Source organism: Litorimonas sp. RW-G-Af-16 (assembly GCF_048319245.1).
Classification (GTDB): Bacteria; Pseudomonadota; Alphaproteobacteria; order Caulobacterales; family Maricaulaceae; genus Litorimonas.
The window spans coordinates 186,883-211,551 of the sequence record NZ_CP166993.1 but is presented as its reverse complement, the minus strand read 5'-3'; the positions used below and the strand labels follow the sequence as shown (position 1 = coordinate 211,551).

Genomic DNA, 24,669 nt, shown 5'->3' with positions numbered 1-24,669 from the left:
CGCCGAGATAAGGGCTTAGAACTCAGACGACAAGCCTAAAAACACGGTTCGGGGGCGGTCGGGGAAATAGCGTTCATTGCCAAAGGCAAAATCAGCGCGGTCAGCATAGCGAGCATCGAAGAGATTATCGACGCGGCCAAAGATACTCACCTCTGACGAAACATCAAAACTGCTGCGCAGCACGAAAATATCGTGACCGGGATAACTCGCCGTATTGCCAGGGTTGGTGAAATAACTGCCCATATGCCGCCATTCAATCTCGGCCATCAGAGACGATGATGGGCGCGCTGTCAGGCGCATATGGGCGAGGGTGTTTGGCGCCGTATCAACGCGGTCACCAGAGGTAATATTATTCGCGGGTGAGCCTTCGTCCAAGGTGAAATCATAGGTATGTTTCGCGAGTGTCCCATCGCCCGACACGCTTAGCCAATCAGTGAGAGCACCTGAAAAACTGAGCTCTGCCCCAACATGACGAGTTTTGCCGTTGACGACATTAAATCCGTTGGCGTTGCGGAAGAAGAAATTATCCTTCCACATTGTGAAACCCGCCAGTTCCACCTGCCAGTTACCGTCGCGCCATTTCAGCCCTGCTTCCAAGCTGTCCAGCGTCTCAACATCCGCCTCGCCTGCAACTTGATTTTGTTGCACAGAATAGAGGTCCGTGACTTGCGGGGCGCGGGAGCCTCTGGCAGCGCGGGCGTAGAGGCGAACGTGATCGCTCGCAATATATTGCAGGCTGGCTTTCGGCGTCACGGTGAGGAAGCCATCCTTGCGATCCCCTACCCGAATGAAACGCCCACTGACGCCCACACTGGCATTATTGGTGTAGTCATAGGAGGTATATTCCGCGCGTAGGCCAAGATCGAGGATCAGGTCATCCGCCAGCCTTACGTCTTTTTCTGCATAGACCGCGCCAACAAAAGATTTTACGTCATAGTCGTAATGCAAGCCTTGCGTGAAAGAAAAGCGAGTTGGATTGGCTTGAAATTCATAGAGCGAGCCTTCGCTATATTCGACGTCCACACCGATGTTGTAATCATCGTCCTTATAGAGCGCAGTCTGCAGCCCGATTGAATTATGCGCGTTTTTCTCCAACGCTTGCCCTGGCACAAAATGACGGAGGAAGCGCAACTCGGCACGGCGAGCATAGGGCGTGAGGGCAAGCTTTGTTTGGCCGTCCAAGACATACCGCTCAAACCGTGCTTGCGTGCGGTAGGATTTACCGTCGCGGAACGCTTCGGGGTTTGGATTGGTAAAGCGAAGATCGTCGTCTAGATAAGCGTCGTCGCCTTGCAAGAACCCCGCCGTTTCTTGGTTCAAATTATTAAATGCCGTCAGCCAGTCAACGTCCCATTGGTGGCCGAAACTGCCCTGATATTTCAACTCGATCTTTTGCTGATCAAAACCACTATTTTCGCGAAAGCCGCTATCATGGGTCAGTGACGAGGCGATTTGAAATCCATCACTTACAGGCACAATCGCTTGCACACTGGCAAAGCCACGGTCGCTGCCCATGACTTTAAGGCGGCGATAATTATCAACGTCACGCGACACGATATTGATCAAGCCGTGGACGGCGTTGGAACCGTAAGTCGCGGGTCCGGGGCCTTTGATGACTTCGATTTGGCGCGCGAATTCTGTCCCGCCCTCGAACAGGCCGTTGACATTAGCAAACCCCGCTGCGCGCAGCGGCACGCCGTCTTGGAGGTAAAGAAAGCTCCCTGCCCCAGCCCCGCCGACCAGCACGGGAGAGCGGATCGCTGTCAGATGCTCTTGGCCCGAACCACGGTGGATATTCACGCCCGCCACACGGTTGAGCAATTCGGCAGGATGGACTAGCGCGGTCGTGTCGATCTCGGAACCATTGATCAAATCCACACTTAACGGCGCGCTCAATGTCGTGCGCCGCGTGTCGTAAACTGTAATCACGTCATCCATATCCTGCGCCCAAGCGGCCGTGGAGCAGCTGATCAAAAGCCATGGTAGAAAGCGTTTCACAGTCTCAATTAATGGGGCAAAAACGCATCAGACAGACGCGCAATGAAGCCTGTCAGGACGTCTTCACTCGCGCCGTCAATCCGCATGGTCGCAAACATATTCGCCGCGCCGTAGATAATCCGCGCATCCTGCTCAGACCTGACAATCGCGGGCAGAGCCTCGGTTAGGCGGGACAATACGCGATCTTGAAACGCCAGATATTGCGGTCGGACATCGGGATTAAATGTCACTGACCAATTCAGGAACGCCTTGATCGCCTGCGGTTGCGTCGCGATCATATTGTTATAAGTCGCGGCCAGACCCAAGAATTGCTGCGCAGGTGGAAGAGCGTCAAAATTTGGCATGGAGGTGAATTGATCAAATAGCCCCTCGACCAATGCCGTAATCTCCCCCAGCACAGCCTCGATCAGCGCCGTGCGGGTTGGGAAATAATTAAAGACTGTTGCCGTTGAAACATGGGCGAGCTTGGCAATATCGCCGTGACCAATGCGGTCGACTGAAATCTGCGCACAGGCTTGTATCGCACAATCAAGAAGTTGCTGCTGCCGCGCTTCGGGCGAGAGGCGGCGGCCACGTCGACCTGCCCGCGCCGCATCCGTTCCGCAGGCGGGTGTGGATTGCATCTTATCCATCGTCATGATCCGAGAAAAGCATAGTCCTCTATATGACCTAGATTCGCTGAAAATCACAGATAAAACTCAAACGTCAAATCCCCGCAGCTTTATTATTGATGTTTTTATCAATAACTATTGACAGTTTTATCAACAGCGACTAATGATACATTTATCAATAGGAGTTCATCATGGCCAACACACTATCCTTCGCACGGTTCCGTAGCGCCAAACGCCACCTCTGGCTGGTCTCGCTGCTCTTTCCCCTCACGCCACTTCTGGGCGTGGTGACCATATGGATGAGCGGAAATGCGTGGTTTGCTTGGTTGCCTGTGGCGATGTTTTACATAGTTATGCCGCTGCTGGACGCCCTGATCGGGGAGGACACACATGACCTGCTCGGCCTGATGGAAGATGCGGCGGAGATGAGCCGTTTTTATCAATTCATGGTGCATATGTTGCTACCGCTGATTTACCTGACATGGGTGATCGGGGCATGGTTTGTCGTCAGCCATCCCCTGCCCGTCCATGCTTATATTGCGCTGGCGATTGCCCATGGTTGGGGCCTAGCCTTCGCGATTAATGCAGGACACGAAACAGGCCACAAGACGGATAAAATCTCTAAATGGATAGCGCTGCTAATGCTGGCGCCTAGCTTTTTAGGGCATTTTCGGATTGAGCATAATCGCGGCCATCACTCCGCTGTAGCGACGCCAGAAGATCACGCGACGGCGCGGTTTGGCGAGAGTTACTGGGCCTTTATCCTGCGCGAATATCCTGGCGGGTGGAAACGGGCTTGGGCGATTGAAAGCGAGCGCGCCCGCCGCAAGGGCTATTCGAAATTTTCGCTGCGCAACGAAGTTGTCGCCTGCACGCTGATGCAAATTATGATCTACGGCGCCGTGATAGCAGCGCTCGATCCTGGCCGTAATTCCCTACTTGGTCATCGCCATGGTGATCTCTGTCATGGCGTTAAGTTCGCAGAATTATTTCGCGCATTATGGCTTACTAAGACAGAAGCGACCCAACGGAAAATATGTCCCGTGCCAGCCTGAACATAGCTGGAATTGCAATCAACTTGTGACAAATTTGACGTCTTATAATCTCGCACGTCATTCCGATCATCACGCCCATCCAACGCGCCATTATCAGAACTTGCGGACATTCAAAGACGCGCCGCAACTGCCATTTGGGTATATGGCGATGAATATGATCGGCTATGTTCCGCCGCTCTTTCGCCGCGTCATGGACCCGCGTGTGCTAGCGAATGTGGACGGGGATATGTCCAAAGTCTTGACGTTGGATATGTAACGCTAGGTCGACTTTGGCGGAGCTTTGGGTTTTGCTTTTGGCTTCGCTTTTTGTTTGGATGCAGGTTTGGACGAAATCTCCAGCGGGCCTGTCTGCGACACAATATGCAGATCGCTTTGCGGGAACGGAATGGTGACGCCCGCATTGGCCAAGGCGCGGTTAATCTCTGTATGGATCGTATGGCGCATCGGCACGCGGTCCTCAAAGTTGCGTAAGAAAACGCGCAGTTCAAAGTCGAGCGAGCTATCGCCAAAGCCTACAAATAGGACTTGCGGCGGCGGATTATCCAACACTTTCGGAATAACCTTCAGTGTCTCATACATCAGATCGCGCGCGGCATCGGTGTCAGAACCATAAGCAATACCGACTGGCACGATCAAGCGCGTGATAGAGCTAGACAAGGTCCAGTTCGTAACGCGCTCTGAAATTAAGGCTTCGTTCGGGATCAAGATTTCTCGATTATCTAAATCGGCGAGGGTCGTCGCGCGGATTTGAATACGCGACACCGTCCCGCTCTGCTCGCCAATTGTGACGTAATCACCAATCCGCACGGGCCGTTCAAACAAGATAATCAAACCTGACACAAAGTTCGCAATGATCTTTTGCAGACCTAAACCAATACCCACAGACAGACCCGTCGCGATCCATTTCAGTTGCGACCATTGCAAACCAAGACGGTCAAGCGACACGATAACGCCAACACCAATAATGACGTAGCCCAACACAGTCACCATAGCGTAACGTGTGCCCGCATCGACCCCCATACGGTTGAGGACAAAGACTTCTAAAAATCCTGGCAAATTACGCGCGGCGGTGACCGTTAAAATGATGATCACAAGTGATTGAATAATGCTCCACACTGTGACCGACTGCATGAGCGGCTGCCCGTCTTCGCGAAGTTTCCCTGTGTCGAAATCCCAAACTTCAAAGCCATCAAAGAAGGTCAAAGCTGGCAATAAATCAGACCAGATCATCCAGAAGAAAGCCGCAATGCCAATCGCAATGATCAAACTCAGCAGTTGAGAGGATTGCCGCGTGATTGTGGAAATATCGATCTCAGTCGTATCGACAGGCGCGGGCGTCGGCATGTCCTCGCCGCGTTCCTCGGCTTCTGCTTTTTCCTCACGCGCTTTCAAGGCTGCGTCGCGGCGTTCAATCGCTTGGCGATATTTAATTTGACGTTGGGCGACAGTAATTGCCCGCTTGACGATGCCGTAGGCAACATAGGCGATCAGCAAAAGCACGCCCGATAGGAATAACCGCTCCAGCAGAGCGCCTGCGCTTTCCAAATATCCGGCCGCTGCCAGCACAGCGACAATGGACGGAGCGCCAATCACGAGAACTGAAATCGCATTGCGGTGACGCGTTAGAAAACTATCGGTTGCCAAATATTGCGCCCACTGATCCCGCTTTGACCATAGCACACGGAAGCCGAACACAGCCAAGCTGACCGCGATCACGATGAAGATGAAGAGGTTAAAACCTTCGGCAACGGTCTGGGAAGACAAGCTCCCTGCGATGCCAGAAAATAAAATTGCCACGCCTAACACTGGCAGTAACCACCGCAAATTGCGATTAACAGCATGGCGGATAGAGCGCGGTAATTTAAAGTGCGCAGCGAATAAAGACTTGTCCCGATCCCAGACGCGCCACGTGATCAAAATGAAAGCGAAGATGGCGAGGTTTAGAAACCCGTCTGATATCCCTTCAATAATCGGTTCGGGGCTGTCGCTTAATTCAAACATGAACGCGATGACCAAAAATATCAGGGGAAATGGCAAGGCCATCAGAAGGCCGCTCACCGCCACGCTCGGCGTGTGCCACGCACTATCGACAGTGACCCGCCCAACGTCTTCGCTCCGCCGCAATATATCATCCCACAGGCGCGGACGCACGCGGATCAAGGCAAATATCAGCAAACCGAACGCCAGCAGAAACGGCCAAAACGCCCTCACTTGCTCCAGTGCCACGACCGCTATCGTTGAAAGGTGTGACGGCGAGACGACTTCAAATGCACCCTTCACCACTTCGGCAGGCCAAGACAGGCTGATCGCAGGCACGCTTGGCACCCATAATAAATTTTCGCTGAGAAGGGCTTGCAGCTCCTCTGTTTCTGACAGCAGCGCCTCCTGAACACCTTGCAATTCCGAGAGGTGATTGATGCGGCTAGAGGCGGCTTGTGCGACTTGACGGAGCAAGTCACGTTGCTGATCCAAAAGGATTTGTATCTCCGCAAAGTCTTCCATGGTCAGCGGCGGCGCCGTGGCAAATTCGTCTCTGACCGCTCTTTGTATCTTCACAGGGTCAAGCTGACCAAGGGGGAGATCACGCAGCGCCTCTTGAGCGACAATACGCTGGCGCGTCGCATCGGTGCGGTATTGCCGCGTTTGTTCGATGTTCGATTTAATTTCGCGCGGGGCGCTAAATTGGTTTTCCAACCGCCGCAAGGTCGCCCCCGCTTCACGGTCCAAGCTGCCAGATGACACCAACTCCTTGGCCGCCGTTACGTCATCGGCCACATAGGCTTGCAAGCCTCTCGCGCTGGCGGTTTCTTTCGACACAAGCGTTTCTCGCTCTGCGATGGTTTTGATTTGCCGTGCGAGTTCGAGATTTTCTTCAGCGATCGCTGTTACCGCAGGATGGGTCGAGAGAAGTTCATCTAAGGCCGCCATAGTTTGCTGCTCGATTAGGACAGCTTCTTTCACGCGGCGCTGGCCTGTTTGTTCTTGCAAGGCCCGCACATCGCGAGAGACAAGCTCGGCGCGGAGATTTGTCAGCGCTCGCCGCGCTGTCACTAATTCTTGGCGTTGCGGCAGGCTGGCGAGTTCCGCCTCCAAAGCTGCGGTCTGCACTTGTCTGTAATATTGACGCGCCCGCAAGGCGCGGTTCCGAGCCGCTGCTACCGTGTCGAGATTGCTATCAGCCGTGTCGGCAAGGGAGGCTGTGATTTCAGACAGCTTAGTCCGCGCTTCATTTAATTCGCCAGGAATAACGGATTGGCGGGCAGAAAGTCTTTGCAGACTGCTCGTATAGCCTTCCGCTTCAGCTTGCAGCGCGCGTAGGGCGCTTTCTTTCTGCAGCAGTTGTTGCTCCAATTTGTAAAGCGCCGCCTCGCCAATCATCTCGCCTAAAGGGACAGGGGGTTGCGCGAGCAAAGCACGTTGTTCTTTAATTTGCTCATTCACGCGGGCGATATTCGCAGTGCCGTTTTCCAGATCACCCTGATATTGCGCTCGCTGGCTCTCTAATTCTTGCGAGTCAGATAGTCGCGAAATCGCCAGTTCTAGCGCAGTCTTGGCCTGCGCTTTTTGCTCCTCGGTCAGGTCACTATCAACGGCAACAGACTCGAGACGGGCTTGTAGCATTTTTTCGGTGAAAGGCGGGGGCGTGACCACGCTGTCTTGCGCAACAGCAAATTGCGGCGTCGATAAGATAAACAAGACGGCTAACAGTACAGCGACAAGCCAAGCCGCCAAGGCGGGTCGGGGATTTGCAGCCTGCTGATATGTTTGATGTGCCCACTTTTGTGCCATGGCCCAATACTGCCGCTATTGCGCGAGCTTGCAATAAAAAACGACGCAAGAGGTGTTTATAATTCAGTAAGGCGGCTTTCGCTCGCTAAAAAGAGTGACCTGTGGGAATGCCTTTACTATCTCCTCGTCCCTGAAGGTCGAACGGCGCCCTAGGAGGAGCAATAGCTTGGACGCAACTTACATACGCCGCACGGTAAGTTTTGTTCGTATTTTTTTCAAACGCGTTATAGCGAGCCGCTATGGCTCCACCTCTTTTAACACTCCGCGACATCGCTCTGACATTTGGCAGTACGCCGCTACTGAAATCGGCGGAATTGTCTGTCTATGAAGGCGACCGCATTTGTCTTGTGGGGCGTAACGGCTCTGGCAAATCGACCTTGCTAAAGATCGCAGCGGGGCTGGTCGAGGCGGATGCGGGCGAACGATTTGTAAAGCCCGGCACGTCATGGCGCTATCTCCATCAGAACCCCGACTTGACACAATTTAAAACCAGCGAAGATTATATTCGCGACGGGCTTGTCGGCGCAGATGACGGGGTGCGTATCCCGTATTTGCTCGATGCCCTCGGCCTGACTGGCCAAGAAGATACAAGCGTGATGAGCGGCGGCGAATCGCGGCGGGCCGCCTTGGCACGGGCGCTCGCGCCCTCCCCTGATATTTTGCTGCTGGACGAACCGACCAACCATTTGGATTTACCCGCGATTGAGTGGCTGGAAAACGAGTTGTCGCGCCTAAACTCTGCGATTGTTTTGATCTCCCATGATAGGCGCTTTCTGGAAAACCTCTCGCGCAAGACGGTGTGGATGGATCGCGGAACAACGCGTGTGCTCGACCAAAGCTTCGCTAAGTTCGAAGATTGGCGCGACGAGATGCTGGAGCAAGAAGAATTGGATCAGCACAAGCTCGCGCGGCAAATCAGCCGGGAACAACACTGGGTCGTTCACGGCGTATCAGGCCGCCGCAAGCGTAATGTGAAACGCCTCAAAGATCTTGGCTCGCTGCGAAAACAGCTCAAAGACCATCAAGGCGTCCAAGGCAATGCGAACGTCTCCGTGACCGAAGGCAAGACCTCGGGCAAGCGCGTGGTGGAAATGAAACATGTCGCGAAAGCCTTTGGCGAGCAGCGGATTGTGGACGACCTTAGCCTGCGGATCACGCGCGGCGAGCGCATTGGGTTGGTCGGGCCAAACGGCTCAGGCAAAACCACCTTGCTCAAAATGATGATGGGACAGATGGAGGCGGATAGCGGCACAATCGATCTGGGCCAAAATCTCGAACCGCTGATCATTGATCAGAAACGTGAAGCGCTAAACCCCGACTGGAATCTCGGCGAAGCGCTGACCGATGGGGGTGGCGATACGGTGATTGTCGGTGATGCGTCGGTCCATGTGCAGCGCTATATGAAAGATTACCTCTTCCTGCCCGAACAAGTGCGCACGCCCATTCATGTGCTATCAGGCGGCGAGCGGGCGCGGCTGCAACTCGCGCGGGGGTTCCGGCTCCCGTCAAACCTGCTCGTGCTGGACGAACCGACCAATGATCTGGATTTGGAAACGCTGGATTTGTTGCAAGAGATCGTCGCGGATTATGCAGGCACAGTGATCATCGTCTCCCATGATCGGGATTTTCTGGACCGTATTGTGACACGCACTCTTGCCTTTAAATCCCCCGGTGATTGGGAGTTATTTGCGGGCGGATATACCGATATGGTGCGTCAGCGCGGTAAGGGCGTTCAGGCCAAGACGGTGCGATCTTCCAAGAAAAAACCAAACCAGTCCAAACCCGATGCCCCGGCAGCCTCTGGGCCAAAATCTGGCGGCAAGCTATCCTTCAAACATAAATTCCGCCTCGAACAACTGCCCAAAGACATGGCAGCGGTTGAAGCAAAAATCGCATCGCTGGAAGAAAAAATGGCCGATGTCGAATTTTACAATCGCGATCCAGACGGTTTCATGGCGACGACAGACGCGCTAACAACAGCGCAGAATGAATTGTCGGCATATGAAGAAGAATGGCTGGAACTTGAAGAGATGCGCGAGAGCGCCAAATAATTAATTATTTGACCAAACGAGCGCCGTCTGCGGCCCGAGGTAAAATAGGCGGAAGGCCCGCCGCCACGTGATCCACGGCAATATTGACGCGCGCATCACCCGCACCTCTGAAATTGACTTGATAGCCGATGAAGGAGGTTGCAGGCGCATTAGCTCCGATATTCGTGCCGTTGCCCTGTACATTGATCACTTGTGTTGGGAAGTAAAGCGTGCCCGTCACCTTTAACGACCCGCCGCTTCGCACGAAGTTCATGCCTTCAGGCATTTTTCGATTGCCTGGCCCGAACCGCCCACTGCCTTGCATAAAGGCCAATCCCGCCCGCGGGCCTGAAGATGGGGCTTTGAGATTGGCGCTTGCGCCTTCTTCGATCAGCAATGTGCTTTGATCGCCCTCAAAACTAAATGTCACGCCATCGCCTGTCGCTTCCGCACCGTTGGTGAGCGTCAGCGGGCCGTCCAACATGACGTAGTCGCCAGGCAGGAATGTGACGTTTCTACCGTCAATCGTCAGGCCGCCACAATATGTACCAGGCGGCATGGTGACATTGCTGCCCGTGCGATTCAGTGAACGACCGCCCCCGTCAAGGCCTAGGCCAACACTCGCAAAAGTCGTCCGCAGTTCAAATGATCCGCCAGGCGAACCATCGCCTGATCCACCTGTACCGAGATCACACGCGCCAATCGGCGCGGACGGCACGTTAATATAGGGGTCTTCAATCGTCTCGCAATCGCCTTTGCCGTAAGGTTCATAGTCACCTTTCACGCCGCCTGCCGCGCAGAATGACTTGGATACGGGCGCATTTGACGCCGTGCTGGAAATAGCAGATGAGTCCGTGGAGTTTGATTGAACCGAGCACGTCGGAGCGTTAAATCTCAAGCTGCCGCGAAATGTAATCCCGTTGCCCTTTGGCGCCAAGGCCAGAACGCAGATTGTATTTTCAGACGCAATTTCAGCGGCGCTGTGGGCGCTAATTTTCATATTCTCCGTGCCAATGGCGCGGCCTAATGTGACGGGAGATACGCTATTGGCGATTAAATCCACACGGCTATCTGTCGATGTGGACGTGAGTTTAATGTCTTCATCAGTTTGATAATTGTCAGTAAAATATGCTTCCGCAAATTTTTCTCGCTCAGAAGGTTTTAGATTGTTTTTGTTGATGGCCGCGATGACCGCCGCGTCTAATGCCGCCTTCATCTGTTCGCGTTCTCGCTCGGCATTGCCATAATCCAGGGCGAAGCTCATGGCGAGCATGAGCGGGATCGCAAGCAGCGCAAAGAGCGTGCCGATATGTCCCGACGTGTCCCGCGCAAAGCGGCTCGCCAAATTAATTAAAGAGTTGCATCCCAGTCCCATAGGACAATCTTAGCGCGAAAATCTTACGCGGTTGCAAAACAAGGTGGTTAACAAACAAAAAAAATTACAGCTAGACTTCCGCGACAGTGTTTACCTAATTCGGATTACTGGCCGTGACTTGAATGTCGAGTTTGACCGCGCGGCTGACCCATTCATCCGTGTCCCACGGCGCTTCTCCAACAGTCCAATTTGTGCGGTCCAATGTAACTTGGGACGTCATCAAAGCGCCGTTGCTCATGTCCAGTGCAAACGGTAAATCAAATGGCTTCTCAATGCCTTTCATGGACAGCGTGCCTTTGGCCAAATAGGCACCTTCTGCGGTTTGCGTGATGTCGTTACTTTTGAACATGGCTTGTGGAAATTTTTTGGTTGAGAACCAAACTTTGCCCGGCACAGTCGAATTGCGGTCCGTGCTGCCCGCTTCAATAGATGCAATCGGCACGGTAACTTCGACAGAGGAATTAGGCAGGTCATTAGGGTAGAAATTTATCACCGCAAAGAATTGTTTGAACTCGCCCTCAAATGTTTTGCCTTCTTGTTCAGCCGAGAATCGAATGTGACTCTCGCGCGGGTTGACCAACCAATTCCCATTGCGCTCTGCTGAGCGTTTTGCTGAGGCTGGCGTTGTTGCCGTCGCGGCTGCCGCGCTCGCAGGCATTGCTGCCATATCTGTGGCGCTCTCATTCGCCGATGTTTGCGCCCCACACGCCAGCAAGCCTAACGCTGTCCCAACTATAATAAAACTTTTCATGACGCGCATTTTGACCTCTGATAGACAGTGTGTGAACTCCATACGGCGCAGCGCATCAAAACGCTTGCCGCGACGAAAGGCTAGCCCATGACCTACCATCCGAAAAGTGAATTTCTTGTCAGTGACGCGACAGGGTTTGCCCTAGCAGACTGCCCAACGCGTGTGGATATTTACGCCGATAAGTCTGCTGCCAAGGACGTCATCAAAGACAACGCCAAAGCGATTGCCCCCTTGGCGCACCAACTTTACGGCGAGGCAAACCGCAGCATGTTGATCGTGTTACAAGGCATGGATACGAGCGGAAAGGACGGGACAACGTCTGCGATCTTCCACCGCACGCCGCCGCTCAACGTCAATGTCGCCGCGTTCAAAGCTCCGTCCAAGATCGAACTGTCCCATGATTTCCTGTGGCGTATCCACAATGTCTGCCCTCGCAAAGGGCAGATCACAGTCTTTAATCGCAGCCATTATGAAGACGTATTGGTTGTCAAAGTCCGCGAATTTGCCTCAGCGAAAACGATTGAAGAGCGCTATGCGCAGATCAATGACTTTGAAAGGATGCTGACGGAAACGGGTATGACTGTGCTAAAATTCATGCTCCATATTTCCAAGGAGACGCAAGGCGAGCGCTTGCAAGATCGTCTGGACGTGCCGCGCAAACGCTGGAAATTTAACCCGGGCGACCTCGAAGACCGCAAGCTCTGGCCCGACTTTATGGACGCCTATGAGACTATGGTGCAGCGCACAAGCACGGATCATGCGCCGTGGTATGTCATTCCGTCCGACAGCCGCAGCACGCGCGGGGCGATCATCTCTGGCATTGTCAGAGAGACATTGGAGAAAATGGCGCCCGAATATCCTGATCCGGGCTACCGCCCTGGGGATTTCGTCATTGACTAATACGGACGAGACAGGCGCAAAAAAGCCCGTAAAGCGGCGCTGGCTTTGGCGCGCGATGAAGACACTTATATTCATCGGGATGGCTGTCCATCTCAACGCGGTCGCGCTCCGCTTTATCAATCCGCCGCAGACATTTTTGATGATGCAACGTGGCTGGGCGGGGGAGGATGTGCGGCGTGAATGGGTGAACCTAGAAGACATGTCGCCCTATATCATCGAAGCCGTCATGGCGGGCGAAGACGGACGTTTCTGCGAACATCGCGGGATCGATTGGGCGGCGATTGAGACCGCTATTGAAGACAATCAATCAGGTGGGCGCAAACGCGGTGGCTCGACGATCACGCAACAAACCGCGAAGAATGTCTTCCTGTGGAATGGTGGCGGTTACATTCGCAAAGCGGTGGAGGCGTGGTTTGCAACGCTGATAGATGTGACGTGGGGCAAGAGCCGCGTGATGGAAGTTTACCTTAACGTCGCCGAATGGGGTGACGGTATTTTTGGGATCGAGCAAGCCGCGCAGATAAGGTTTGGCAAGCCCGCCAAAGACCTGACCCGCCGCGAAGCTGCTCTCCTCGCGGCTGTCTTACCGAGCCCGAATAAATGGCGCATCGATCCGCCGAGCGAATTTGTCAGCGGTCGTGCCAGCACGCTGCAAAGCCGCATGACGGTGATACGCAATAGTGGTTATGCGAATTGCGTGACGGGAGTGAGTGCCGTGCCCACACGCACTCATCCACCTGCAAAAGTCAGCCCCCTGCTGACGCAGAGCCCAAAAATACTGCGCCAGATGACGCGCAAAATGATCCGCAAGAAGACCAAATGACAGAGCCTTCCGCGGAAGACAATCCCCCCGCCGTGAGCGCGCCCGTGCAACCTTCGACGCTCGAAGACATATTATCTCAGGCAGAGACGAGTCTCGACGCCATAAAAAATGCGCCGACATCACAGGATAGCGAAAATATGACAGACCCGAAAAGACCGCCGCGCGAAACGCCCAAGCCGACACCAGACATTCCGCAAGACGTGACGCCCGACGCACCAAATCCCATCCCACAAGAGGTTATAGATCCTGCTCCGCCAACCGATATTCCCAATGACATTGGAACCGAACGCGAAGGCGATCCTAAGCCTGAGTTTTAGGGCTACAACACTGCCAACAGCGCTTCAGCGAAGCGGGGGATATTGCTGGTATTGGTGCCGGCAATATTGATGCGGCCTGAATTGGTGAGATAGATCGAGTAATCTGAGCGCAGCTTCTCCGCTTGGGCTTTGGAGATTGGTAATGTCGAGAACATGCCGTTTTGATCCTTCACCGCCGCCGCCATGACTTCGCCGCCTTGGACATCTAGAGCCTCTGACAAAAGCTGCCGTAGGCCCAGCATGCGGTTGCGCATTTCGTCTAATTCTTCAACCCACATTTTGCGCAAATCAGCATCGCCCAAAATTCGCGCGACCAAAGCGGCGCCGTGATCGGGTGGCATGGAAATAATTTTACGCTGGATAGAGCCAAGCTGGCTTTGCGCGATCTTGGCCGTGTCCTCGTCCTTACAGATAACGGCCACAAGCCCGACCCGCTCGCGGTAAAGCGCGAAGTTTTTCGAGCAACTCGCCGCCAAAATCGCTTCGGGACACACGGCCAGAATTTTACGCAGGCCGTAAGTGTCCTCAACCATCCCGCGACCCAGACCGAAATAGGCCAGATCGATGTAAGGCGTCAGCGATTGCTCCGTCAGGAAGACGGCCAAACGGTCCCATTCTTCGGGCGAGAGGTCAGCGCCTGTTGGATTGTGGCAACACCCATGCAGCAAGACAACATCGCCCGCCTTGGCATGTTGCTCTAAATGGTGAAGCATATCGTCGAAATCTACGCCGAGCGTTTCGCGGTTGTAATAAGGATAGTCATCGATTTTGAGGCCTGCGGAACTGATCAACGGAATGTGGTTAGCCCATGTTGGACGGCTGACCCAAACCGTGGCATCTGGCGCAGCGGACTTAATGATCTCCGCACCGATGCGCAGCGCGCCCGATCCACCTGCCGCTTGCGCAGATGCCGTCCGCGCCAAGACGGGATTATTTTCGCCAAGCATCATATCCAGCATGAGGCGGCGGAACTCTGCATTGCCGACTGTGCCAACATAAGTTTTTGTTTGCTCCTCATGCCACCACAGCTCTTCCGCTTTTTTGACCGCCCGCATAATTGTGGTGGAGCCCGCCGCGTCTTTATAGACCCCCACGCCGAGATCGATTTTCTTAGGATTAGGGTCGGCCTTGCAAGCTTCCATCAAAGCCATGATCGCATCATTGGGCTGCGGCGTGAGATATTCAAACATGAGCAAAGTCTCTTTTTTGAGCAAATTATCGAGCTATCAGCTACCGCAAGTGCAGCGCGATTGGAAGCGCAGAAATCCAGATTTTCGTCTTGGCGAGGGGCATTGCACCTCTTATGGTCGCCAAAATTCAAATCGGCTGATCGGGGATCACATGGAAACTTTCAATACATTGATGGAGGCGCTGAACAACTTCGTGTGGGGGCCGCCTATGATGGTGCTGCTCTTGGGTGTGGGGTTCTTCTTGACCGTGGGCTTGCGGTTTATTTCGCTGACGAAAATTGGGTATGGCTTCCGTCAGCTGTTTAAGAAGCGCGGCGGGGATGCGGCTCGAAGGCGATGTTTCGCCCTTTGCGGCGCTGATGACGGCGCTGTCCTCAACCGTCGGCACAGGCAATATCGCAGGGGTAGCAGCAGCGATCGCGATTGGTGGCCCGGGCGCGGTTTTCTGGATGTGGGTCACCGCGATCCTCGGTACGGCGACGAAATTCGGCGAAGGCGTGCTGGCCGTGCGCTACCGCGAGATTGACGCCAATGGCAATCGTGTCGGCGGCCCAATGTATTATATTAAAAACGGCCTCGGCCCGAAATGGATGTGGCTCGCGGTCGCCTTCGCGTTATTTGGCATTATCGGCTCGCTTTCGACAGGCAATGCGGTGCAAGCAAACTCCATCGCGGATGCCCTGAAGAGTGAATATAATTTCGATCCGCGCATCGTCGCGGTGATCTTGTCACTGCTTGTGGCGGGTGTGATTTTTGGCGGAATCAAGCGCATTGGTGCGGTCGCGTCAAAGCTCGTACCGTTCATGGCTGTGATTTATTTATCTGCAGCTTTGATCGTGATTGCCGCGAATGTCACAGCCGTGCCCGCCGCTTTTGGGTTGATCTTTGAAGGCGCATTCGGCCTCCAAGGCGCAGGCACAGGCATCACAATCGGGCTGATGATGCTCGCCATGCAAAAGGGTGTCGCGCGCGGGCTGTTCTCGAACGAGGCGGGCCAAGGCTCTGCCCCTATCGCCCATGCGGCAGCGCAAAATAATGATCCCGTCAATCAAGGCATCATCGCTATGCTCGGCACGATCATTGATACGCTGATTATCTGCACGATCACGGCGCTCGTCATTTTGACGTCCGGCGTGGTATCCGCTGATTGTCTGGCATCACCGGGTATCTTGTCCATCCTCGAATCTGGCACCACGCCTGTGGGCTGCGAGACGGGTGTGCCGCTGACAGCGGCGGCATTTGACTCAACACTCGTCGGGTTCGGCGCAGACATCGTCACCATCTGTCTGTGTATCTTTGCCTTCACCACAATCATTGGTTGGAGTTATTACGGCGAGCGGTGCGCGGCCTTTATCTTCAAGGAAAAATCCATTCCGTTTTTCCGCGTCGCGTGGATTGCGGCCGTCTTTGCCAGCACATTCGCGATGTCATTTGAAACAGGCGAAGATAATCTGGTGGTCAATACGTTCTGGCTCATCGCGGATAGTTTGACGGGCCTGATGGCGGCGCCGAACTTGATCGCACTGATCGTGCTATCGCCCGTTGTGTTCAAACTGGCGCGTGAATATTTTGATAAAGATAAAATCGCAAGCGACGGTCTGATTGATCAAGACGACATGCCGCCCGGGCCTGATGGGCGTTAGTCCCGATAATTAATTAAATAAAAAAACCCGCTCTCTGTTTTATCAGAAGGCGGGTTTTTTAATGGGTTAATTAATTTGCGTCACTTATCGCCGCGTATGATAGGGTGCGCGAGGGGTGCGCGAGGGGTGCGTTGATAGGCGGGATAATTGTCCGTGCCGTAATAGCCTGACTGATAATTATATTGCGTGCCTTCGGAGTAAGTATTGTGAGTCGCGTTCTGGCCTGAATATTGTGACTGCGTATGTGAGCTGTAAGTTGGTGCGCTATAATGGCTTTGGCTATGCTGCCCAGACTGACCGCTGCCCGTGTCCAAATTACTTGTGTCAAAATTGCCTGTGCCAAAATTTTCTGTGCCAAAATTGCCCGTGCCCGGCGCACATAAAACACGCCGCCATTCATAGCGTTCGGGTGAAACCATCTGCCGCGTTTCCACGGTGGCGTAGCTATCGGGCACTGGCACTTCGCTAACGCGGGCGGGCTCAACGATGTCTTCCACCGTGACCGTGCGGAACTCAGCAGGCACGAAGATCTCTTCTACACCGCCTGGATCTGCGAGCTTTTGCTTGGTGATCGTTTGGAACTTGGCGGGCACAGGCGTGCGCTGAACGCCGCCAGGGTTGCTCATGACTCGGCGGGTGATCGAACGGCTCTCGCCCGGTTCTTCGACCAAACACCAAATCTCACAGCCCTCTCCACATCGCTGCCCGCCAAGTCCCGCACCGTAAAAGGCAGCCATATCACTGCCCCCCACATTGGCGCCATAACCGCCGCTTTGCGCGGTTGAATGAATACGGTATCCCTGCGCGCGCAACGCAGCTGGGTTCCCTTTTTCCAGACCAGAGTTGGCGCTGAGGTCTGGATATTCTCCTGTATCGTTTGAAACTGCGGCGGCGTCACGGAGAGCTTGTCATAGGCGGGGCGCACCAAAATTTGATCTGTCACCGTTTGAAAGCGCGGCTGCCGTATGTGGTAACGCGTATGCGCATCCTTTGTCATCACGGCCTCTTGACGGGCTTGCAGACGCGCTTGCCTGACTTGCAGTTGGGTGTGCGCTTGGTCGCTGACATAGGCCTCGCGGGAAGTTGTGTATTGAGCGGGAATTTTCACTCGGGCGTAACATTCCCCCGCATTAGGGTTGGCAGGCACAAGCGACGGTAATTGGGACGGCCCAGCCATAGCTGTCGTGGTGAATGCACTCGTGGCCAAAACAGCCAATAAAGAGACAAGGCGAGATCGTGTCATGACGAACTCCTTTCGAAATGAAGTGATGGAGCGTGTATTGAGCCAGAGAGCGGTGTCGAGATTGAGAGCGGTGTCAGGACCGCCAGCGCTGCAGCATGAGCAAAGCCAGCACAGCGCCGAAAATATTGGCGATCCCGTCGAAGATCGAGGCTTGTCGCCCCAATGCCATTGCGCCCTGCGCAAATTCCAGACCTGTGCCGAGCGCGGCGCAAAACAGAAGAATAAAGCCGCCCCATATCTGCCACCACGCCAATCGGAGTGTGGCCGCCAGCACGCCGTAAACCAGCAAGTGCATGACTTTGTCGATATGGGGCAGACTGCCCCCTGCTCCCGCAGGTAAGAGTGACTGCCAAACGATGAGTGCTATGCACCCAAGGCTGAGCCCCTTGAATAAGTGCCGCATATGTGGCGACCAAGAATCGGGAGAGAATAACGTCATATTTTACTGTATTAGCCATTCCGAAAGGCAAGGCTATGACGAAATTAAGGGCTTTGCGTGACCTTATCACTGGCATGTCTCGCCCACCTTATTTAATCTCCGATATGACGCTTCATCCTAGACATGTGAAGGTCAGTTCCCGTATGGTTAACAAAACACTGCCCAAATGTGGCAGCTTTGTGGCCCCCAAATGAACGGCGGGCTGAATCAAGAACGATAGCCCGCGATAATTGTAAAGCGTGGCAAAAATCACACAGGTTGAGATCAGATTATGGAAACTTTAAACCCCAAAGACGTTGCCGCTAACCTTGATGGGTGGACAGGTGGCGATGATTTCATCACCAAAGTCTTCAAGTTCTCTGACTTTGCAGAGGCGTTTGGCTTTATGACGCGGATCGCAATTGTCGCGGATAAAATGGACCATCACCCCGAATGGTATAATGTTTACAACCGTGTAGACGTGACGCTGACGACCCATGATGCGGGCGGCGTGACCGAAAAAGACGTAAAATTAGCCGAAGCGATGGAAAACGCGGCGGGCTAGCCATTGCGGGCGCGAACGCCGCGCTTCCCCCTTGCCCCCACTCGCCCAACAGGCGTAAAGACTTAGAAAATTCGGCAAAGGCCCAATATGACGAAGCTATCAACCCTCCTACTCTCTGCCAGCCTGATGGCGGCTAGCGCTAGCGCGGCACATGCGCAATCCAAGCCAGCCCAATTTGATCCTAATTTCTGCCGCAACGGCACGATCATTATTATCGACGATGTGCCGCAATGCCGCGTCACAGATACGCTCGACTCGTTGATCGCCGATTTTGAAGCATCCGAGATTACGGGCGATCCAATCAAGGCGGGCGATAATGGCGACCGTGAAGCGCTTCGCAAGCTCCCTGACGTCAGCTTGGAAGCTGTGACGGCTGGGCAAAATGTCACGACAGATTTTCTCGCGCGGCATGCCTCCCTCGCCGCTCGTCCCATGTCGGAAGAACAGCGCCTGAATTACGATCTGCTCGGCTTCGTCCTGACGCAACGCCAGCGCCTTTCGCCATTTGACGAAGCGCGGATTCCGTTCACCAATGATAGTGGGTTTTTCAACTCGCTCTCTTATATCTCGCGCCAGACAGCGTTTGAGACCGTTGATGATTACGAAGCTTATGCCGCGCGCCTGACACAGCTGCCGCGCTATTTCTCTCAGCACAAAGACAATATGCGCCGCGGGATCAAAACGAATATGACGGCGAGCGCGGAAATCATGCCTGGCATTGCCGACATGGTGAAAGCCCTGTCCGATGGGCCTGCGGATAAGCATAGCTTCTACCAGCCTTTCACAAAATTCCCCGACACGATCAGCGCGCGGGATCAATCGCGGCTGGCAGCCCTCGGCAAAGCAGCGATTAATACGGCGGTTCTGCCCGCCTATCGCGATCTGCATAAATTTTTCGAAACCGAATATATACCAAAAGCCCGCCCAACACCTGGGATCGGCTCGACAGAGGAAGGCCGCGCTTATTACCGGGCGCTTGTCCGCTATTTCACAACGCTGGACATGACGCCGGACGAGGTTCACGCATTGGGCCTATCCGAAGTCGCCCGTATCCGTAGCGAAATGGATAAGATTATCAAAGAGGTGAAATTCAAAGGTAGCTTTGCCGAATTCCTCGACTTCCTGCGCACCGATCCGCAATTCTACGCCAAGTCCGAAGATGAGTTGATGATGCGGGCGTCGTGGCTTGCCAAGCAGATCGATGGGCGGATGCCAGAGTTTTTTCACACCCTGCCGCGCCTGTCTTACGGGGTGATGAAAGTCCCTGACGAGATTGCGCCGAATTACACAACGGGTCGGTATTGGGGCGGTAGTCCAGAGCAGCACCGCGCGGGTAATTACATGGTCAATACCTATAACCTCAAAGAGCGCCCGCTCTATAACCTGCCTGCGTTGACCGCGCATGAAGGTGTGCCGGGTCATCACCACCAAATCTCGCTAAGCCAAGAATTAAAAGATGTCCCGAATTTCCGACAATCGCTTTATCCCAATGCGTTTGGCGAAGGTTGGGGACTGTATTCAGAAAAACTGGTCGACGAAATGGGGCTCTATAAAACGCCTTATGAGAAGTTCGGGCAGCTGACCTATGAAATGTGGCGCGCTTGCCGTTTGGTGGTCGATACGGGTCTGCATTGGAAAGGCTGGACGCGCGATCAGGCGGAGGCATGTTTCTTTGAAAATTCCGCGCTGGCCGAGCATAATATCAAGACTGAGGTGGAGCGCTATATTAGCTGGCCCGGGCAAGCGCTGGCTTACAAAGTTGGTGAGCTAAAAATCCTCGAACTACGTGAAAAGTCAAAGCGGGAATTGGGCGAGGATTTCAATATTCGTAAATTTCACGATGCGGTCTTGCTTAATGGCGGTATTCCACTGGGCATCTTAGAAGAGAAGATTGATCGTTATATTTTCGAGACAAAAAAAACCGCGCGTAATAGCGCGGTTTCTAAGTCCCTGAAAATGCAACCACCCCCCAATGACGGCGTTTCTAAGGACGGAACAACGACAAATTCTGGGAGCGGCGGTAATCCGTAGATACCCCCCGCTGACCAGAATCGCCTTTGATTAAAAGCGGTAACGACCGCGCAGCATCACAGGAATAGTTGTGCGAGATGCGCCGTTATTTGATCCTGCCAATGGCGAGTCTGCGGCAATCGCAGAATTGTCTGATTTCGGGCCTTGCGTGTAGCGCACACCTGTTTCCAAACCGATCGTCGCATAGCGCGCAATCGGTGTTTCAACACCGACCAAGCCAGCCGCTGATCCTGCCCATCCACTTTCGTAGAACGGCACATCTGCAGCAGAGAAAACTGCGCCGCCGAGTTGCGTGTCTTGAATACGAATGTCGTCAACGTGTGTCGCGCCGAGACGCCCTTCGACGTATGGACGCACTGATTTCAGGATGATGCCGTTGCGCGGGGCAAAATACTGACGCAGTCCGATTTCAGCGCCGTAGCTGTTATAATCTGACAGAGCGCCTGTGAGTTGCTGTCCGTTCACTGTGCCCCAATTTTGTGGGCCAGCAGAATCAGCTTCGTCGATAAAGCCCATCGCTGTGACTTTGCGGTTTGGCGACAGGGCGTATGATCCGCCAAGTTCTGCGCGCCAGCCCGTGTCATAGACGTCTTTCATCTTAATCTCGTTGATCGCAGTATTGGGCAGCGAGTGTGTGTTGTCAGCGGTGACGGCTGTACCGCCCGCAACAAATGACGGGCCAATGCCGCCTTCGATATTCCAACGCGCCAAGCACTGTCCTGTCTGACAACCGCCGCGATTTGTAGCGACCTGTGTCTGGCTGTGTGTGCCGTGATAGCCTGTATTGGCATTATATTGCGCGTAGTCGCTGTGTCCGCCCAAACCCAAGAATGAGCAGCCTGAAAGAGCAATCGCCGCCGCGCCGAGTAATAGATAACGCATGGTTTTATCCCTGTTTGTGTCGGATTGGCACAATTACCGATCCGCTCGAAGTTGTGGTCAAGCACGATGCAATGTGCAGGCCAGTTCAGTGAGGGAGGGCTATAAGGGTAAGGCTCTAACAAATATGAAAAAGCCCGACACGAAGGCCGGGCTTTTTGAAGTCATGGTAAATATTGGGTTTAGAAGGCGACGCGTCCGCGTAGCTTGACTGGGATTGACCAACGGTCTTGTGACTCGCCAGCTGTATCCATTTTGTCGTTCCAACGCACACCCGACTCGATCCCGATGGCTGAGCGTGCACCCACGGCCATTTCGGCACCCAGGACAGCTGCAGCTGTTGGGTTCCAACCAGATTCGATATATTCGAAAGGCTCGACGTCATAATTTGCGCCGTCTGATGAATATGTGCGCTGAATATCGACACCATTATTGTGGGCGAAACCTGCTGTTGCACCGACATAGGGGCGAAGGACTGGGTTATTGCCGACATATTGGCGAACACCGCCTTCGATTGTCAGAACATCCAGATCAGAGAATGTTGCATCAATGTCCTCAAGCGTGCCCGGTGTGCGAGCGTCAACTGAGTTATAAGCCTCAGCTGTTTGACCGTTGGCCATAGAGTAGTTCACGCCGCCCAGAAGGGTTGTGTTACGTGAAATATCGTAGCCCAATGTGCCGCCGATTGATTTAGACTGACCGAAAGCATCGCCGTAGCTGATACCATCTGAACCGCCAGAGTTAACCGTTGTGCTGCCGAAGGCAAGACCGGGATCCTTGGCTGTGAAGACATCACCGCCAATGTCAAAGTCTGTGCCTGCACCGAGTTCGAGGCCAAATGGCATCGCTGCACCGACACTTGCGCCGCGAAGAGCGGGCACGCCGTAATAGGCTGGGTAAGGTTGATTGACGTAGATTGGTGCGCCTTGGACTGTCTGTACGGCCGCGCCGTTAACATATTGACCATTCGCGAACTGTGTTCCGACGACGTTAGAGCCGTAAGCATTGGCGCCGTAATTCACCGCTTGACCGAAAGGAGCCGCGCCGCCGAGCGTTGTTACATTTTGACCGTAACCCGCTTGGCCGTAGCCTGCTTGTCCGTATCCTGCCTGGCCATAACCTGCTTGGCCAAAGCCAGCTTGTTGACCGTAACCTGCACCTTGCATGCCGTAGCCTGCTGCACCTTGACCAAATCCTTGTTGACCATAAGCCGCGCCCTGCATGCCGTAGCCAGCCTGGCCGTAACCTGCTTGACCATATCCAGCTTGGCCGTAGCCTGCTTGACCAAGTCCAGCGCCTTGTAGGCCGTAACCTGCGCCATGAGCGCCGTGAGCGCCAACGCATCCTGCGCCGCCGGCATTATAGCCATAACCCTGTTGACCGTAGGCAGCTTGTGCTGGTGCACATCCTGCTCCGTAGGCACCACCTGCGGAACCGTATCCGCCTCCGTGACCGCCTGACCCAAGCCAAGAACATCCTGACAATAAAACCGCTGATAGTGCGCAAACTGCAAGCCGCATGATGGGCCTCCCTCTGTGTTCGTTCCGTTGTCCTGATTTAAAACAGCTTATGTTTAAGAAAGCGTTTTCAAATCGGAAACAAAACCTTAAGTTTCCTAAGTTTTTAGCTAAAAGTTGTAGCTGCCCCTTAGAGTGAATGGGACTGTGATGTTCGTGTCCCCTTTTTCGCCATTGGCATATTCCCGAGCGCCTTCAACGCGCAGGCCCGTTTCAACGGCGAGTGAAGTTTTAGGTGTGACTTGCCAATCAAGTCCCGCGCTGACTTGGCCCGTGGGTAACCACTGGCTTTCGTAAAGCTGAACCGTTGTTTGTGGCCCGACGACCTCATAAGTCAGATTTTCTGTCTCGCCGTTCATAACGCGATCATAAATTGTCTGGCGCTGCGTCACGTCAAAGCTGACTTCGTTCACATGTGACGCGCCGACAGATGCGCCGACGAAAGGTGTGATAGTTTTCACAGCCCCATCGCGGTAGATCGGATTGAAATACTGACGCGCACCTACTTCTAGGTCATAGCGGCGCATATCTGTGAAATCATATTCAAATGAAGCGAGTTGCTGATTTGGCAAGAAGGTTACATTACTGACGGGGGCACCAATAGGTGCGCCAGCGGCGTCATAGCTTTGCTGACTAACATCGCGGTAGAGCGTGCCGTTAATAGAGGCTGTCTCGCCGTGTTCACCCTCGGCGTGAGCATATCCTACGCTACCAAATAATGTTGTGCGATTGTTGAGAATATACTCACCACCCAATGCGATTTTCGCAGGGGTCGAATGGGCATCGTCAAAAGAGATGTCAGGTCTGTTGACTTCGTCATATCCAAATGGCGTGTAAATCCCTGTGCCAGCGGCTTGGCTATTTGGGCCAACAGGGTTGCGTTCGTTGGCTGTATAAGTCGTGGTGACGAGCGTGCCGTCAACGGTTACGCCTGTCTGTGTTTGGCCGTTATAAGTCTGCGGATTATAGCCTGCGACAGGATCAAACGGATTGCCATTCGTATCAACCATCGTGCCGACTGTGGCGTAATCTAGAAGATTGCCAGAATTGCTTTTTTCTCCGCCGAGGCTCAGCTGTCCGCGCCATTTTGGCTTGCGTAATTTTGGCGCGCGTTGTCCGCGTTGCCCTGCATGGGCGTAGGCGTCACCTGCATGTGAGCCGTAATTGGCGTCAGCATATTGCGGGGCTGCACCGAATTGGGGTTGCTGCGCAAAGCCGCCAGGATGACCTTGTGCAGGGCCTTGAGCAAAAGGTGCGCCTGTGCCGATTGTGACAGACGCTGGATCGCAGCCGCGCGGGATTGGATAGTTCGGCGCAGGAATTTCACACGGGTTCGCACCACGCTGCGCCTGTTGACCGTATTGTTGCGCCCCGTATTTTTGGGCTCCGTATTTATAGCTTTGATGAGACTTATTCGCGCCTTGGTGCGAATTTCCCGTTATATTGCCCAGCCAAGAGCAGCCAGACAGCAACACGGCTGACAATGCACAAGCAACTAAACGCATAGCGATCCCTCAAAAACTTTCGAAATGCC

At 54.0% G+C, this 24,669-nt stretch carries 20 protein-coding genes and 1 pseudogene; 9 read left to right on the top strand and 12 right to left on the bottom strand.

The features are described 5' to 3' along the window. Positions 1–15 precede the first annotated feature (15 nt). Positions 16–1,998, bottom strand: a complete 1,983-nt coding sequence (locus AB8615_RS00940) for a TonB-dependent receptor (RefSeq protein ID WP_418152523.1) — start codon at positions 1,996–1,998, stop codon at positions 16–18. Between the two features lie 8 nt (positions 1,999–2,006). After that, positions 2,007–2,621: a TetR/AcrR family transcriptional regulator gene (locus tag AB8615_RS00935; RefSeq protein ID WP_418152522.1), complete on the bottom strand. Its 615-nt coding sequence runs from the start codon at positions 2,619–2,621 to the stop codon at positions 2,007–2,009. A gap of 179 nt (positions 2,622–2,800) precedes the next feature. Here AB8615_RS00935 and AB8615_RS00930 point away from each other — a divergent pair, with 179 nt between their 5' ends. Together AB8615_RS00930 and AB8615_RS00925 are read left to right on the top strand one after the other, a co-directional pair. Further along, complete coding sequence (locus AB8615_RS00930; protein ID WP_418152521.1) at positions 2,801–3,664, top strand: hypothetical protein; 864 nt, start codon at positions 2,801–2,803, stop codon at positions 3,662–3,664. Continuing rightward, positions 3,561–3,920 (top strand): fatty acid desaturase, encoded by a 360-nt coding sequence (locus tag AB8615_RS00925; RefSeq protein ID WP_418152520.1) that lies wholly within the window; start codon positions 3,561–3,563, stop codon positions 3,918–3,920. Before AB8615_RS00930 ends, AB8615_RS00925 begins: the two co-directional genes overlap by 104 nt. 2 nt (positions 3,921–3,922) lie before the next feature. Here the strand turns inward: AB8615_RS00925 and AB8615_RS00920 are convergent, their stop codons facing one another. Next, positions 3,923–7,453: a mechanosensitive ion channel domain-containing protein gene (locus AB8615_RS00920; RefSeq protein ID WP_409433076.1), complete on the bottom strand. Its 3,531-nt coding sequence runs from the start codon at positions 7,451–7,453 to the stop codon at positions 3,923–3,925. A gap of 239 nt (positions 7,454–7,692) precedes the next feature. Between AB8615_RS00920 and AB8615_RS00915 the strand changes: the two genes are divergently transcribed. Continuing rightward, positions 7,693–9,504: an ABC-F family ATP-binding cassette domain-containing protein gene (locus AB8615_RS00915; protein ID WP_418152519.1), complete on the top strand. Its 1,812-nt coding sequence runs from the start codon at positions 7,693–7,695 to the stop codon at positions 9,502–9,504. A 4-nt stretch (positions 9,505–9,508) separates the two neighbouring features. Here the strand turns inward: AB8615_RS00915 and AB8615_RS00910 are convergent, their stop codons facing one another. Further along, positions 9,509–10,858, bottom strand: coding sequence for a TadE/TadG family type IV pilus assembly protein (locus AB8615_RS00910; protein WP_409433074.1), 1,350 nt, complete (start codon positions 10,856–10,858; stop codon positions 9,509–9,511). A gap of 94 nt (positions 10,859–10,952) precedes the next feature. After that, positions 10,953–11,618: a YceI family protein gene (locus AB8615_RS00905; protein ID WP_418152518.1), complete on the bottom strand. Its 666-nt coding sequence runs from the start codon at positions 11,616–11,618 to the stop codon at positions 10,953–10,955. A 78-nt stretch (positions 11,619–11,696) separates the two neighbouring features. Here AB8615_RS00905 and AB8615_RS00900 point away from each other — a divergent pair, with 78 nt between their 5' ends. From AB8615_RS00900 to AB8615_RS00890, 3 genes are read left to right on the top strand one after another with little or no spacing between them, the layout of a single operon-like run. Continuing rightward, positions 11,697–12,509, top strand: coding sequence for a PPK2 family polyphosphate kinase (locus tag AB8615_RS00900; RefSeq protein WP_418152517.1), 813 nt, complete (start codon positions 11,697–11,699; stop codon positions 12,507–12,509). Continuing rightward, positions 12,502–13,332, top strand: coding sequence for a monofunctional biosynthetic peptidoglycan transglycosylase (gene mtgA, locus AB8615_RS00895; protein ID WP_418152516.1), 831 nt, complete (start codon positions 12,502–12,504; stop codon positions 13,330–13,332). The genes AB8615_RS00900 and mtgA overlap by 8 nt, the downstream gene beginning before the upstream one ends. Then, positions 13,329–13,649 carry a hypothetical protein gene (locus tag AB8615_RS00890; RefSeq protein WP_418152515.1) on the top strand — a complete coding sequence of 107 codons (321 nt, stop codon included), beginning with the start codon at positions 13,329–13,331 and terminating at the stop codon, positions 13,647–13,649. The genes mtgA and AB8615_RS00890 overlap by 4 nt, the downstream gene beginning before the upstream one ends. Positions 13,650–13,651: 2 nt before the next feature. Here the strand turns inward: AB8615_RS00890 and AB8615_RS00885 are convergent, their stop codons facing one another. Continuing rightward, positions 13,652–14,839, bottom strand: coding sequence for an aromatic amino acid transaminase (locus AB8615_RS00885; protein ID WP_409433070.1), 1,188 nt, complete (start codon positions 14,837–14,839; stop codon positions 13,652–13,654). A gap of 151 nt (positions 14,840–14,990) precedes the next feature. On the opposite strand from AB8615_RS00885, the pseudogene AB8615_RS00880 reads away from it, so the two are divergent. After that, positions 14,991–16,482: pseudogene (locus AB8615_RS00880) on the top strand (alanine/glycine:cation symporter family protein). 80 nt (positions 16,483–16,562) lie between these two features. Here the strand turns inward: AB8615_RS00880 and AB8615_RS00875 are convergent. The 3 genes from AB8615_RS00875 to AB8615_RS00865 all read right to left on the bottom strand — a co-directional run bounded on the left by AB8615_RS00875 (position 16,563) and on the right by AB8615_RS00865 (position 18,128). Beyond that, on the bottom strand, positions 16,563–17,219 hold the full coding sequence (locus AB8615_RS00875; protein WP_418152514.1) for a hypothetical protein: 657 nt from the start codon (positions 17,217–17,219) through the stop codon (positions 16,563–16,565). Then, entirely contained in the window at positions 17,105–17,725 is a 621-nt protein-coding gene (locus AB8615_RS00870) for a hypothetical protein (protein ID WP_418152513.1), read from the bottom strand. Before AB8615_RS00870 ends, AB8615_RS00875 begins: the two co-directional genes overlap by 115 nt. 73 nt (positions 17,726–17,798) lie before the next feature. After that, positions 17,799–18,128, bottom strand: coding sequence for a VanZ family protein (locus AB8615_RS00865; protein WP_409433068.1), 330 nt, complete (start codon positions 18,126–18,128; stop codon positions 17,799–17,801). A 307-nt stretch (positions 18,129–18,435) separates the two neighbouring features. Here AB8615_RS00865 and AB8615_RS00860 point away from each other — a divergent pair, with 307 nt between their 5' ends. Together AB8615_RS00860 and AB8615_RS00855 are read left to right on the top strand one after the other, a co-directional pair. Continuing rightward, the gene (locus AB8615_RS00860; RefSeq protein ID WP_409433067.1) at positions 18,436–18,708 is read left to right on the top strand and encodes a 4a-hydroxytetrahydrobiopterin dehydratase; all 273 of its coding nucleotides are present in this window, start codon (positions 18,436–18,438) and stop codon (positions 18,706–18,708) included. Between the two features lie 87 nt (positions 18,709–18,795). After that, a complete protein-coding gene (locus AB8615_RS00855; protein ID WP_409433066.1) occupies positions 18,796–20,739 on the top strand; it encodes a DUF885 domain-containing protein in 1,944 nt (647 codons plus the stop codon). Between the two features lie 30 nt (positions 20,740–20,769). On the opposite strand, the gene AB8615_RS00850 is transcribed toward AB8615_RS00855, so the two are convergent. From AB8615_RS00850 to AB8615_RS00840, 3 genes are all read right to left on the bottom strand, one after another. Next, positions 20,770–21,621, bottom strand: coding sequence for a hypothetical protein (locus tag AB8615_RS00850; protein WP_409433065.1), 852 nt, complete (start codon positions 21,619–21,621; stop codon positions 20,770–20,772). A gap of 179 nt (positions 21,622–21,800) precedes the next feature. Continuing rightward, on the bottom strand, positions 21,801–23,138 hold the full coding sequence (locus AB8615_RS00845) for a hypothetical protein (RefSeq protein WP_409433064.1): 1,338 nt from the start codon (positions 23,136–23,138) through the stop codon (positions 21,801–21,803). A 107-nt stretch (positions 23,139–23,245) separates the two neighbouring features. Continuing rightward, on the bottom strand, positions 23,246–24,640 hold the full coding sequence (locus AB8615_RS00840) for a hypothetical protein (RefSeq protein ID WP_409433063.1): 1,395 nt from the start codon (positions 24,638–24,640) through the stop codon (positions 23,246–23,248). Between the last annotated feature and the right edge of the window lie 29 nt (positions 24,641–24,669).